General features: G+C 64.5%; 13 protein-coding genes. 2 read left to right on the forward strand and 11 right to left on the reverse strand.

Annotated elements, in window-relative coordinates:
* Positions 1–5 precede the first annotated feature (5 nt).
* Entirely contained in the window at positions 6–803 is a 798-nt protein-coding gene (locus DIE29_RS09570) for a PEP-CTERM/exosortase system-associated acyltransferase (RefSeq protein WP_102041326.1), read from the forward strand.
* Here DIE29_RS09570 and mnhG read toward each other — a convergent pair.
* From mnhG to DIE29_RS09615, 9 genes are all read right to left on the reverse strand, one after another.
* Complete coding sequence (gene mnhG, locus DIE29_RS09575) at positions 759–1199, reverse strand: monovalent cation/H(+) antiporter subunit G (RefSeq protein WP_102041325.1); 441 nt, start codon at positions 1197–1199, stop codon at positions 759–761. The genes DIE29_RS09570 and mnhG overlap by 45 nt on opposite strands.
* Entirely contained in the window at positions 1196–1534 is a 339-nt protein-coding gene (locus tag DIE29_RS09580; protein ID WP_102041324.1) for an MrpF/PhaF family protein, read from the reverse strand. The genes mnhG and DIE29_RS09580 overlap by 4 nt, the downstream gene beginning before the upstream one ends.
* Positions 1534–2022 (reverse strand): Na+/H+ antiporter subunit E, encoded by a 489-nt coding sequence (locus DIE29_RS09585; protein WP_102041323.1) that lies wholly within the window; start codon positions 2020–2022, stop codon positions 1534–1536. The genes DIE29_RS09580 and DIE29_RS09585 overlap by 1 nt, the downstream gene beginning before the upstream one ends.
* A 1-nt stretch (position 2023) precedes the next feature.
* Positions 2024–3520, reverse strand: coding sequence for a proton-conducting transporter transmembrane domain-containing protein (locus DIE29_RS09590; RefSeq protein ID WP_114649756.1), 1497 nt, complete (start codon positions 3518–3520; stop codon positions 2024–2026).
* Entirely contained in the window at positions 3517–3927 is a 411-nt protein-coding gene (locus tag DIE29_RS09595; protein WP_102041321.1) for a sodium:proton antiporter, read from the reverse strand. The genes DIE29_RS09590 and DIE29_RS09595 overlap by 4 nt, the downstream gene beginning before the upstream one ends.
* On the reverse strand, positions 3928–6651 hold the full coding sequence (mbhE, locus tag DIE29_RS09600) for a hydrogen gas-evolving membrane-bound hydrogenase subunit E (protein ID WP_205409721.1): 2724 nt from the start codon (positions 6649–6651) through the stop codon (positions 3928–3930).
* A gap of 213 nt (positions 6652–6864) precedes the next feature.
* On the reverse strand, positions 6865–8757 hold the full coding sequence (locus DIE29_RS09605) for a propionate--CoA ligase (protein WP_114650305.1): 1893 nt from the start codon (positions 8755–8757) through the stop codon (positions 6865–6867).
* 112 nt (positions 8758–8869) lie between these two features.
* A complete protein-coding gene (locus tag DIE29_RS09610) occupies positions 8870–10078 on the reverse strand; it encodes a GGDEF domain-containing response regulator (protein ID WP_114649757.1) in 1209 nt (402 codons plus the stop codon).
* 26 nt (positions 10079–10104) lie between these two features.
* The gene (locus tag DIE29_RS09615; RefSeq protein WP_114650306.1) at positions 10105–11100 is read right to left on the reverse strand and encodes an oxidoreductase; all 996 of its coding nucleotides are present in this window, start codon (positions 11098–11100) and stop codon (positions 10105–10107) included.
* Between the two features lie 118 nt (positions 11101–11218).
* On the opposite strand from DIE29_RS09615, the gene DIE29_RS09620 reads away from it, so the two are divergent.
* A complete protein-coding gene (locus DIE29_RS09620; protein WP_102041319.1) occupies positions 11219–12079 on the forward strand; it encodes an HDOD domain-containing protein in 861 nt (286 codons plus the stop codon).
* On the opposite strand, the gene DIE29_RS14905 is transcribed toward DIE29_RS09620, so the two are convergent.
* Both DIE29_RS14905 and DIE29_RS09625 read right to left on the reverse strand, forming a co-directional pair.
* Positions 12076–12204: a hypothetical protein gene (locus tag DIE29_RS14905; RefSeq protein WP_257791333.1), complete on the reverse strand. Its 129-nt coding sequence runs from the start codon at positions 12202–12204 to the stop codon at positions 12076–12078. The genes DIE29_RS09620 and DIE29_RS14905 overlap by 4 nt on opposite strands.
* Positions 12205–12217: 13 nt before the next feature.
* Positions 12218–13435 carry an MFS transporter gene (locus DIE29_RS09625; RefSeq protein WP_102041318.1) on the reverse strand — a complete coding sequence of 406 codons (1218 nt, stop codon included), beginning with the start codon at positions 13433–13435 and terminating at the stop codon, positions 12218–12220.
* Positions 13436–13505 lie beyond the last annotated feature (70 nt).

Raw genomic sequence — 13505 nt, forward strand, 5'->3', positions numbered from 1 at the left:
CCGCCATGCTGCTCTTCGAACGGTTCAACCTCGGACACGGTTTCCGCAAATACTTTCGCATCGCGCCAGCGATCGACGAATCCTTGCGCGACCGTGTCTATCGCATCCGCCACGAGGTGTATTGCGAAGAGCTGAAATTCGAACCCGAACGCCCGGATCGCCGCGAAACCGACGAATACGACGCCCACAGCCTGCATTGCCTGCTGACCACCAATTCGGAGCCCGAGCAACTCGTCGGTTGCACCCGGGTCATCCTGACCCGTTCAGACCAGCCGGATTATCCGCTGCCCTTCGAGCGCACCTGTGCGGCAAGCATCGACCGGCGCATCGTCGATCCGGCCCGCCTGCCCCGCGACCGCATTGCCGAAGTGTCGCGCCTGGCGGTGCGCGCCTGCTATCGCCGGCGGCGGGCGGATGGGCGGGAGGCCATGTCCCTTCACGACGAGGACTTCGGTCTGCCCGAACGCCCGCGCTTTCCCTACATTCCCATCGGCCTTTATCTGGGCGCGGTGGCACTGGCCGCGCGCAGCGGCATCGATACCCTGTTCGTGCTCACCGAGCCGCGCCTGGCCGCACATTTTGCCAAGCTGGGCGTGGAAATCCGTCAGATTGGCGGTGGCGTGGAACACCGCGGCTTGCGGGTGCCATCGATGATGGATGTACACGGCATCATCAAAAATATGCGCATGATCTTGCGACCGATCTGGCGCGTCATCCGCGACGAAATCGAAATCGGCTATGAACGCAACGCGGGCGGCTCACGCCTCACCGACCGGCCGCCCGCTCCCCCCGGGCTGCGCTGAATCGGCCGCGCAAGACGCATCGTCGGACTTTTGCCGCGCGCCCGGGCACGGGTCGCCCGCCCCGCCATGCTCAGCCGCCAGTGCGTCGCCCAGCGGCCCCACGCGCGGCAGCACGCCCACCCGGTGCGCAACACGCGACACTGCATGCGCCGCCAAGGGCGCAGTGGCCAACACCACGGCCAAGGCAAAAACTGCCTCCAAGGCCGCTTCCCCACTGGTGGCCGCAGCCACGCCCGCCAAAATCAGCGCAGCCCCCAACGCGCCGGCCTTGCTGGCAGAGTGCATGCGGCTGTAGCAATCTGGCAGACGCAGCACGCCGATTGCGCCCACCAAACCCAACAACGCGCCGCCTACGATCAGCAGCGCAGCCAGCCAAGCGGCGATCGATGCACTCATGCGTCACCCTCCCTGCGTTCGCCAGTCGCCAGCGCCCCCGCGCGACGTTGCGCAGCGGTTTTGCGCGGCGCAAACAGCAATACGAAAGCAGTCGTACCCAAACACGACACCAAGGCCATCACCACCGCCACATCCAGCACTTCGGACTGTCCGCTGCTCAGTGCCAGCAGGGCTACCGCCGAAATACCCAGCAAAGTCAACGCATCGATCGCTACCACCCGGTCCGGCGCAGTGGGCCCGCGCAGCAGGCGTAGCGCCACCAGCGCCGCGCTGATGGCCAATAGTGTAAAAGCGAGCGGCAGCACCCAGTGAGCGAGCGCAATTTCCACTTTCATCATGCCTCTCCCGAGCCCCTTCCTGCCTCCAACCAGGTCAGCAAACGCGCCTCGATGCGCCGCACGCCTTCTTGCACCTGCGCTGCCGAACCGGCGTCCAGCGCATGGATGAAGAGTGTGCGACTCTCCGGCCGGTAAGCCAGCGCCAGGGTGCCCGGCGTCAGCGTGACCAACGCGGCCACGAGCGTCGCCACCCGGTCATCGGCGCGCGCCAGCTCCACCGGCACCACGGCGGGGCTGATCGCCACCTGGCGCGCCAGCACCCGACGGGCCACGTCCAGGCTGGCTCGGCAGACTTCCAACACGAACCAGCCGGCAAAACGCAATCCAAGCTCCAGTCTCAGCAGATAGGCCTCGAGGCCGGTCAGCCGCACAGTCAGCTTCAACAACAGATAGACCAGCACAAAGGCCACTAGCACGCCCATGGGCGACAAGCCGCCAGAGAATGCCGCCAGCCCGGCGGCCAGAAGAATATGCGCACCGAACATATCAAGCCCCTCCCCCGCCAAGGACCGCGCGGATGTAGCCGGACGGATCGACCAGTTGCGCGGCGGCCGCCTGGGCGTAGTCGAACACCGGGCCGGCTGCCAGACCGAAGATCACGGTAAGCGCCCCCAACCCGGCCATCACCGCGTAAGTGCGGCGCCGGCCGAGCGGCGCACGCAGACTGGTTTCTCCTGCCGGATGAGCTTTGAGAAAAGCCTCGTTCCAGATCTTGCTCATCGACAACAGCGTCAGCAAACCGGTGAGCAGCGCCACCGCGGCCGCCCACCACATCTCGGCTTCCAGGCTTGCGCGCACCAGCACGAACTTGGCCCAGAAACCGGACAAGGGCGGAATGCCGGCCAAAGACAGCGCCGGGATGGCAAACAGCACAGCCAACCACGGCGCCCGTGCATACAGTCCGCCCATGGCCGCCAGCCGCTCCGAACCGGTCATCCGCGCGGCCACGCCGCCGACGAAAAACAGGTTGGCTTTCACTACGATGTGGTGGATCACATAGAACACCGCGCCGGCCAGCGCCAGCGGCGTGGCCAGCGCCAGGCCGAGGACCATGTAGCCGACCTGGCTGACGATATGAAAAGACAAAATCCGCCGCACCTCGGTCTGCGCCGCCGCGCCCAGCACCCCGACCAACATGGTCGCACAGGCAATCCACAGCAGCACCTCGTGCGCCAATCCGGCCTGCGGCCACGCCAGCGTGACCAAGCGGATCAGCGCATAAACGCCGACCTTGGTCAGCAGGGCGGCGAACAGCGCCGATACCGGGGTCCAGGCCACGTGGTAGGCGGCCGGCAGCCAGCCGAACACCGGAAACAGCGCCGCCTTGATCGAAAAAGCCAGCAACATCAAAACCAGGGCGAGGTTGGCCGGCGGCGTCAGAGCGCCGACGGCCGCCTGCTGGGCCAACCCGGCCATATTGAGCGTGCCGGCAGCGCCGTAGAGCAGGCCGGCCGCCAGCAAGAACAGCAAGGTGGCCAGCAGATTGAGAAACAGATACACCACCGTGCCGGACAGGCGCCTGGCGCCTGCGCCGAGTGCGATCAGGGCGAAGGAGCCGATCAGCATCACCTCGAACCACACGTAGAGGTTGAACACATCGCCGGTGATGAAAGCGCCGCACACCCCGGTGAGCAGACCGTGCACGAAGCAATGAAAATCCTTGCAGCCGGCCGCGTCGCCATCCGCGCGCAGCCCATACACCACGGTGGCCAGACCGATCAGCCCGGCGATGGCCACCATGGCCGCGGCCAAGCGATCGATCACCAGGGTAATGCCGTAGGGCGCCGCCCAACCGCCCATCTGACCGGCGAGGATCTCCCCGGAAGCGGCCAGTACCACGAGCTCCACACCCACCAAAGTCAACAGCACCGCACCGGCCACGCTCACCGCCGCAGCCAGACGCTCATGGCGCCGGCGCAGCAACAGACAAGCGACCAGGGTCAGCAGGGGAAGCAGGATGGGCGCGACCAGCAAAAGCTTCATCGCTGCATCTGCCCCCGCCAGTCGGCCGCACGCCCCGGCCTGTCATCCGCCAGATCGGGTGCCGGCGCCTCCGCCTGAGCGGTGATCCGGTCGGTTTCGGTGCTGCCGTGCTCCGCCCAGGCGCGCTTGAGTACCGCCAGCGCAAAGGCAAACAGCGCAAAGCCGATGACAATGGCGGTGAGCACCAGCGCCTGCGGCAGTGGATTGGCCGCCCCGGCCGGAACACCGGCGGGCGACACAAAAGCCGCCGCTTCGCTGCCCAGGCGGCCGGCGGTCATCACCGCCATGTTGATCGCATTGCCCAATACCACCACGCCCAGCACCACGCGCATCAGATTGCGGTCGAGCAGCATCCATATGCCGATGGCGACCAACACTCCCACGGTCAGTGCCGCAACGATCTCCATCTAACCCTCCTCGCAATCATGCAGACGGAACAACAGATGCACCACAGCGCCGAACACCGTGAAGAACACCCCAATATCGAACAACAGTGGCGTGCCCAAGGGCAGACCACCGGGAAAGATCCATGCGCCAGTCAGGTAGTTTGTCCCGGCCGCCAGCCCCACCCCGCCGGCCGCCATGGCCAACAACAGACCGCAGGCCGACACCCGCAGCGCACTCACGCGCAACAGACGCCGCGCCGCAGCACTGCCCAGTACCAGCACAATCAGGACCACCGCGCAAGCTGCCACCAAGGCGCCGATGAAACCGCCTCCGGGCAGGTTGTGCCCGCGCCACAGCAGCACCAGTGCCACCAACACCAAAAGCCCCGCCAAAGGTTTCAGCCCTTCGCGCAGCAACGGCGAGTCCAGTTCCACCCGCCCGCCTTGGACCGCGGCCTGACGCCGTCTGACCAGCAAGGTACCGGCGGCCGCGCAGGCGAGCGCCACCACCAGAATTTCGCCCAAGGTATCCAGCGCCCGGAAATCGACCAGGACCACGTTGACCACATTGGCGCCGTGGCCCTGCGGCAGGCTGGCCGCCAACAGCCAGGATGCGATATCCCCCGGAAGCGGCTGGCTGACAACTACGATCAGCGCCAGACTCACCGCCACCCCGAACAGTACTGCGACCACCGCGTGAAGGCGGCGGGTCAAGGACGAGCGCGATCCAACCACCCCGATCGGCGGCAGGCGGCGCAGTACCAACCCAAGAAAGACCACGGTCAAGGTTTCGACCATGAACTGGGTAATGGCTACGTCCGGCGCATTGACGCCCAAGAAAAACAGCGCCACGCCCAGACCGGACAGGCCGAGCGCGGCCACCAACGCTAGCCGCCCGCGCATCAGCGCCGCCGCGCCCGCACCCAGCACCGCCAGCAGACAACCGACTGCTGCCGCCGGCGACAGCGACGACGCATGCCATGCCAGGCCGGATCGTCCCAACGCCGGCACGGCCGCAGCCAGCATCACGGCGCTAGCCGCCAACACCAACAGCACAATGTGCCGGCGCAGCGAGCCGTGCTGAAAACTGGCCGCCGTCGCGCCAGCGAATGTGAACAGGCGCTTGAGCATCCGATCCCAAATGAGATCGCCACTGATCCGCCACAGCACACGCAGACGGTTGAGACGGCGGCGCAAACGGTAACGATAAAGATAGCCCAACACCCCGAGCGCGGTGGTCAGCGCGCTGGCCACAAGCGCCGGCGTGATGCCGCCCCACAGATAAAGATTCACATCCACCGGCCCATGCGACACTGCCTGCACCGCCGCATTGACCACCCACACCTCGGGCAGCTTGTTGAACGCACCCAGCAAGAACCCGCCCAAGGCCAGCAACAGAGGCCCCAGCCACATCGGCATACTGACTTCATGCGGCGGGCGCGGAAAGCGCCCAGGGCGACCCAGGAAAACGCGGATGAACACCAGACCGGCAGCAGTCAGTAACAGCGCGTTGGTGGCGATCATCACCGCCGTGCTCACCCAGCCCAACGGCCCGAGTTCGATCAGCCCGGAATACTTGAATTCTTTGGCGATGAAACCGAAAAACGGCGGCAAGCCGGCGTTGGAAAACGCCGCCAGCGCCACTGCTGCACCGGTCAGTGGCATGAAACGGATCAATCCGCCCAAACGTGCGATCTGCCGCGTGCCGGTGGCATGATCCACCGCACCGGCCGCCATGAACAAGGCACCCTTGTACAGCGAATGCGCCAGCAGATACACCGCAAAAGCCTGCAAGCCATAAGGCGTATTGGTGCCGATCAACATGGTGAGCTGCCCCAGCACGGTCACCGTGGTGTAGGCCAGCAAACGTTTCAGATCGGTCTGGCGGATGGCCAGCACCGCGCCCAGCACGGCCGTTGCCGCGCCGACCACCACCAGCACGCTGCCCCAGCCATCCTCGCCGCCGAATATCGGATTGAGCCGGGCGAGCAGATAGACCCCGGCTTTGACCATGGTGGCCGAGTGCAAATAGGCCGATACCGGCGTGGGCGCCACCATGGCGTTGGGCAACCACAGGTGAAAGGGCACTTGCGCAGACTTGGTGAAACAACCAAGCAAAATCAGCGCCACGATGGCCGACGAGGCAGGATGAGCGGCCACGGCTTGAGCCGACAGCGCAGAGAACTGCCAGGCCTCCCCGGCAAGCCCCAAGAGCAGCAAACCGGCCAGCAGCGCAAGCCCGCCGCCGCCGGTGATCAACAGCGCCTGCAAGCCCGAGCGCCGCGCCTCATCGCGTTCATGCTGAAAGGTGATCAACAGGTAGGAACAGACGCTGGTCAGCTCCCAGAACACGAACATCGCCACCAGATCGTCGGCCAGCACCAAGCCGAGCATCGAGGCCATGAAACCGAGCAGATAGGCGTAAAAACGGCCAAGGTGGTGATGATCGGACAGATAAGCTGCGGCATAGAGCACGATCAGCGTACCGATGCCGCTGATCAGCAGGGCGAACAGCAGGGACAAGCCATCCAGACGAAAGTTGAGCGCAATGCCCAGCCCCGGCACCCAGGGCAACGATTCAAACAATTGACCGCCGGCGGCAATCGAGGGCATCTGCAAAACGAGCCAGAGAAAAGCCGCCAACGGCGCCAGCGCCAGCACAAAGCCCGCACGTGCGTCCAGTGCCCGCGACAGCCATGGCGCGAGCACCATCGCCAGCACGATGCCGAGCACCGCGCTCAGCACGGCGACGCCTCCCGCAATGTCCTGACAAACATACTACCTCCCCGAACGGACCGGGATGCTGCCCGCATCCAAGCCTTTTCCAGTATCGTGTGTTGCAGACTGTGAGCAGACAGACCCCTGCACCGACATGCCGGTTCCCGCAACCGTGCGGATGCGCGCGCAAAAAGGCCCGCGCACGGCGGGCCTTTGGACTTGCTCGACGACCGGGGAGAATCAGCCGGCCAGGGCGGCCTTGATCTGTTCCAGGGTGGACGGATCGTCGATGGTGGTCAGGTCACCCGGATCACGCCCTTCAGCCAGCGCTTGGATGGAGCGGCGCAGCATCTTGCCCGAGCGGGTCTTGGGCAGGCCGGAGATGAAATGCACCCGGCTTGGACGGGCAATGGCGCCGAGCAAGTTATCGACCGTTTTCATCACCTCTTTTTCCAGCGCCGCGCGCTGCTCGGCGGTTTCGATGCTGGCGGCGTTCTTGACCACGGCAAAGGCCATCGGCACCTGCCCCTTGACCTCGTCGGCCACGCCCACCACCGCCACTTCGGCAATGGCCGGATGGGCCTGCACCGCTTCTTCGATTTCGCGGGTACCCAGACGGTGACCGGCCACGTTGATCACGTCGTCCATGCGCCCAAGAATGGTGTGGTAGCCGTCTTCGTCCTTGATCCCCCAGTCGGAGGAGGAATACACCACCGGGTCTTTGAACAGGCTGAAATAGGTGGACACGAAGCGCTCGTCCTGCCCCCAAACAGTAGATAGGCAGCCCGGCGGCAGCGGCGGCACGATACCGACGATGCCCTTCTCATTGGGGCCACACTCGGTGCCGTCCTCGCGGAAGATGCGTAGATCGTAGCCATACACCGGGAAAGCGGGCGAACCGAGCTTGATGCGCGCCTCTTCCACGCCACGGCAGATCGCCAGCATCGGCCAGCCGGTCTCGGTCTGCCAGTAGTTGTCGATGACCGGAATGCCCAGCTCGTCCATGATCCACTTGTGGCTGGTTTCATCCAGCGGCTCGCCGGCCAGAAACAGGTGCTTGAGCGAAGACAAATCGTACTTCTTGAGGTAGGCCGGATCCTGCTTCTTCAACACACGCACCGCGGTGGGCGCGGAGAACATCACGTTGACCTTGTACTTCTCGACGATGCGCCACCAGATGCCGGCGTCCGGACGCAGCGGTGTGCCCTCGTACATCACCGTGGCCATCCCGGCGATCAGCGGACCATAGACAATGTAGCTATGGCCGACCACCCAGCCGATGTCCGAGGTGGCGAACATGGTCTCACCCTCGAAGCCGGTGAAGATGTACTTCATCGACGCGGCCAGCGCCACGGTGTAGCCGCCGGTGTCGCGCTGCACGCCCTTGGGCTTGCCGGTGGTGCCGGAGGTATACAGGATGTAGCTGGGCTCGGAGGACTCCAACCAGGTCACCGGAACCTGGGCGTCCATGTGCTTGGCGCGCAGACTGGCATAATCGACGTCGCGCCCCTCGACCTTGGGGAAATCTTTGTCCAGACCGCGATCGACGATCAGCACCTTGGCCGGCGGGAACTGCGCCAAGGCGCAGGCTTCATCGACCAGATGCTTGTAAGGCACCGGCTTGCCGTTACGCATGCCGGCATCGGCCGACACCATCAGCACCGGCTTGGCGTCGTCGATACGGGTGGCGAGTGAGCCGGCCGCAAAGCCGCCGAACACCACCGAGTGGATCGCACCGATGCGCACGCAGGCCAGCATGGCAAAAGCCGCTTCCGCAATCATCGGCATGTAGATCAGCACCCGGTCGCCGCGCTTGACCCCGAGCTCCTGGTAGATCGCCGCCATGCGCTCGACTTCGCGCTGCAGCTCGGCAAAGGAATAGACCTTTTCCTCGTTGGTCTCGGTGGAGATATAAATCAACGCACGGTCATCGGGTCGCTTGGCCGCGTGACGGTCCACCGCGTTGTAACACAGGTTGGTCTCACCCCCTTTGAACCATTTGACGAAGGGCGGACGCGAAAAATCGCACACCTCGTCGGCCGGCTTGTTCCAGTGCACCAAGGCGGCTTGCTCGGCCCAGAAGGCGTCGCGCTCCTCGATGGAACGGCGGTGAAAGTCCTTATAACTACTCATGAGCATCCTCTCCCTTCAATTATCCCAACATGCTTGCGTTTGGCGGCACCGGGCTGGGCGACCCTGTCCGCCTGGTTGGCCTGGTCCGGCACCTGGCCGCCAGATCTTGTTTTTATATGGACGTGCGTCTCGGATCGTAGGTCTCGGCTGCGGCAGTGCTGGCATGCTGGCCGAGCACATCGAGCGGCAAGCCGCAATGAATCCGGGATTCTAGCAATTCGAGCAAGGGTAGCAGTGTGGCGACCACCTCCGGCAAGCGCTCGATCACCTCGTCCGTGGCACCAGCCTTGAGCTGAAGCAAAGCATGATCGATGCTGACCGCCTGACGGAAAACCCGTTCGACGAATTCACGCCCCACTTCGCCCTGATCGGCGACCACTTTGTTGCCACCGGCAGCACGGCCCTGCTCGGCCCGCTGCACCGCAAGACCAATGAGCTGGCTCACCGTCTGCACATCGTCGACCGACGAGCAGGCCACGCCAGCGGTCACGCTGATGCGGATGCGCTCGTCGCGGTAAGTCATCACCAGATTTTCGATGGCGCGCTGCAGCCGCAAGGCAAAGGCGCAGCAGCCGACCAGGTCGGTGCTGGGTGAGAGCACGGCAAACTGGTCGGGCGCCAGTTGTGCCACAGTGTCTTCCTTGCGCACCTTGGTGGCCAGAATCTTGGACAGTTTGCGGGTGACCAGCTGGGCGACATGTTGGCCATGCCATTGCACCAACTGGTCGTAGTGATCGATTTCGACCACCATGGTGCTGATTTCGGTTTTTGCCCCGCGCCCGTCCCCGCCACGGCGCTTGGCCAGCGCCATTTCCTGTTCGGCATGCCAGTTCAGATACGCGCCGGTGGCCAGGCCGGTGGTCGGATCGACCGGACTTTGCGCCGCCAGCGCAGCGCGGCTTTGCTCCAGTTCGCGGCTGGTCTGCGCCAAGCGGCTGAGCGATTCGATACGGGCGAGCAACTCGGTGGCACCGATGCCCTTGGTGATGAAGTCATTGGCGCCAAGTTTATAGGCCTTCTCACGCGACTCGCGGTCTTCCTCGCCGGAAATCACCACCACCGGCAGATCGTGCACCCGGGACAATTTAGAGCTGCGGATACGTTCCAGCAGCCCGTATCCGTCCAGCCGCGGCATACCGATATCGGTAATCACCAATTGAATCTCGGGATCGATAACCAAGGCTTCCCAACCAGCCTCGCCATCGACCTCCTCGCGGACCTGGAAACGGTCGCGCAAGTGCCGCACGATGGATGCGCGCACCATGCGCGAATCGTCCACGATCAGGACTTTGGGTAAGGCTTCCTTGACCTCATCGCTCATTTGCTTGACGGCTCCGGTATGGGCATTCACGCGCCGATACGCACCACGGTACGACCCTTGACTTCGCCCTTGATATAAGCGTCAAAGGCGGCCGGCAGCTCATCGAGCGTAATCATGCGGGTTACCTTGGCCAAATGGCGCGGCTTCAAATCGCCGGCCAAGCGGTCCCAGACCTTTTGCCGGGTTGGAAAACCCATATAGCCGGAATCCACGCCCAGCAGGCTCACTCCGCGCAAAATGAAGGGGAACACCGTAGTGCTGATATTGAAGCTCGCCGCATTGCCGATGCTGGCCACGGTGCCGGCCTGCTTCATATTGGCCAGCACCCAGTGCAGGATCTGTCCGCCTACATTATCCACCGCCCCCGCCCAGCGTGCGCTCTCCAGCGGCCGCACCTTGTCGAAGTCGATCGATGAGCGCAGCAGAATCTCAGCCGCTCCGAGCGCCTTGAGATAGTCGCTCTCGGCTTCCTTGCCGGTCAGCGCCACCACGTGATAGCCGAGTTTGGCCAGCATATCGATGGCCAACCCGCCCACCCCGCCGGTTGCCCCGGTCACCACCACCGGGCCGTTGGCCGGCGCCAAGCCGTTGTCTTCCATGCGCACGATGCCCAGCGCCGCGGTAAAGCCGGCAGTACCCAGCGCCATCGCTTCGAAAAGATCCAGCCCGGCAGGTAGCGGCACCACCCAGCCGGCCGGAATGCGCGCATATTCGGCATAGCCGCCATGATGGGAGACGCCGATGTCAAAACTGGTGGCAATGACCGCATCGCCCGGCTTGAAGCGCGCATCGCTGCTTTCGACCACCTCACCGGACAGATCGATGCCGCCCACACAGGGAAAACGGCGGATGATCTTGCCCGCCCCGGTTGCCGCCAGCGCATCCTTGTAGTTGATGCTGGAATAGTGCACCCGGATCAGCACTTCACCGGCATCGAGTTGGGCTTCGGTCAGGGTGGTGAGGCCGCTTTTGATCTTGCGCTGGTCATCCTGTTCGATCAGCAGGGCCTTGAAGGGAGCAATCACTGCGGGTCTCCTGTGCATGGCGGCAAAATTCTGGACGATTATAGCCGGGGCTTTCCGTCGGCTGCGCACCCGCCGATAATCCTGTGCACAGAACGCGCTTTGCCGGGGTTCGCTCATGGTCCTGCTCGCCCAGCCGCTCGAATCGGTCGACGCCTATGTCGAGTTCTTCACCTCCCAGCCGCTGCCGGTGCTCAAACACACGGTGCGCGAGCTCGCCAGCCTGCGCGCCGACATGGACACGGTCAGCGGCAAGCGCCTGGCTGCGGTCGTGCTCGGCGACCCGCTGATGACCATGAAGCTGCTCACCTATCTGCAAACACACCGAGGGCACAGCCAGAACCACGACATCACCACCATCGACCGCGCCATCATGATGCTGGGGTTGGAGTCATTTTTCCGCCTGTTTGGCGATATGCCCACGCTGGAAGAAGCACTGGCCGCGCACCCCAAAGCGCTGCTCGGCGTGCTCAAGGTCATCGGGCGAGCACGCAAGGCCGCCCACTACGCACGCGACTGGGCGATACTGCGTCACGACCTGGATGTGGACGAAATCACCGTCGCCGCGCTGCTGGCCGAAGCCACCGAGATACTGTGCTGGACGTTCGCCCCGACGCTGACCGAACGCGTCTATGCCATGCAACGCGCCGACCGCAACCTGCGCAGCGTGGTTGCACAACGCGCGGTCTTCGGCACCACAGCGCAAGACATCCAGCACGCACTGGTACGCGCCTGGCAACTGCCGGAGCTGCTGATAACGCTGATGGACCCCAACCAGGCCGACAACCCGCGGGTACGCAACGTGCTGCTCGCCACCGATTTTGCCCGCCATGTCGCCCACGGCTGGGATGACGCCGCGCTGCCGGACGATCTGGCGGCCATCGAGCAACTGGTCCATGTGAACCGCGTGCAGTTACTACACCGCCTGGGCGCGCCGGAAGAAGCGCTGGCACGCTTTCTGCCGGCCGAGCCGGGCTAGCAAAACACCAGGTTGGTGAAATCGATCAGCAACTCCGGTTGCTGGTAGGCCAGAAAGAGCGCCGTCAGCCCCACGGCCAGCAGCGCTGCGGCGAAAAGCCAGATCAGCATCCGCACCGGCTTCATCCCCGCTTTCCTCTCAAGCCGCCTGCTGCCCGCCGCGCAGCAGCGCGCGCTCGCGCACCGGCAGGCACAGCAGCGCGGCGATCACCGACAAACCGATGGCCAGCCACCACGCCTGCTCATAGGAACCGGTGATATCGAAGATCCGCCCCCCCAGCCAAGCGCCGAGAAAACCGCCGATCTGGTGGCCAAGAAAGACGATGCCGTACAACATGCCGACGAACTTCAAGCCGAAGATCTGCGCCACCAACCCGTTGGTAAGCGGCACCGTGCCCAGCCACAGCAGCCCCATGATGGCAGCGAAGGCGTACAGCACCAGCGGCCCGAGCGGCAGGAACAAAATACCCAGGATGGCCACCACGCGCAGCGCATAGATCCACGCCAACAGCCACTTCTTGCTGTACAGCCCGCCCAACCAACCGGACAAAAAGGAGCCGGCGATGTTGAACAGACCGATCAGCGCCACCGCGGTCATGCCGACGTTGGCCGACAGCCCACCATCCACCACGAAGGCCGGCAGATGCAGCATGATGAAGGCGGTCTGGAAGCCGCACACGAAGAAGCTCCAGAACAGGAAGTGGAAGCTCGGCGTGCGGCCCGCCTCGACCAGGGCCTCGCCGAAAGTCTGGTTGCCGTGACTGCTGCCGGCGGTGCCGGTGACCGCACGCGCCAGCGGGATGATCAACGCCACGCCGAAGGCCAGCCACAACAGCGCCTGCTGCCAGCCCACGCCGACGATCAGCGCTTGGCCCACCGGCAACACCGCGAACTGCCCAAAGCTGCCGCCCGCGCTGGCAATACCCAGCCACAGGCTGCGCTTTGCCGGCGGCGCCATGCGCCCGACCACGCCCAGCACCACGCTGAAGGTGGTCCCCGCAAGCCCCATGCCAACCAGCAGGCCCGCGCCCAGGTTGAGCCCCAGCGCGGTGTCGGCATGGGCCATGATGACCAGACCCAGCCCATACAACAGCGCGCCGCCGACCAGGGTGCGGCCGGCGCCATGACGGTCGGCAAACGCCCCGGCAAAGGGCTGGAACAGCCCCCACATCAGGTTTTGCACGGCGATGGCGAAGGAGAACATCTCCCGCGACCAGCCTTGATCGGCGGTCATCGGCGGCAAGAACAGGCCGCCGGTGTGGCGCACCCCCATCGCCAGAGTGAGGATCAGCGCACCGCAGGCCAGCACCACGGCTGGCCGGCGCAGCGGCAAAACGGAGGAATCGACTGGGGTCACGTTGCGGCTCGTTCGGGAGATCAATGGTCTGATGCAAGCTGTTTGAGTATAAGATGCGGGCCGACGAAGG

Source organism: Pseudothauera hydrothermalis (assembly GCF_003345255.1).
Lineage (GTDB): Bacteria > Pseudomonadota > Gammaproteobacteria > Burkholderiales > Rhodocyclaceae > Pseudothauera > Pseudothauera hydrothermalis.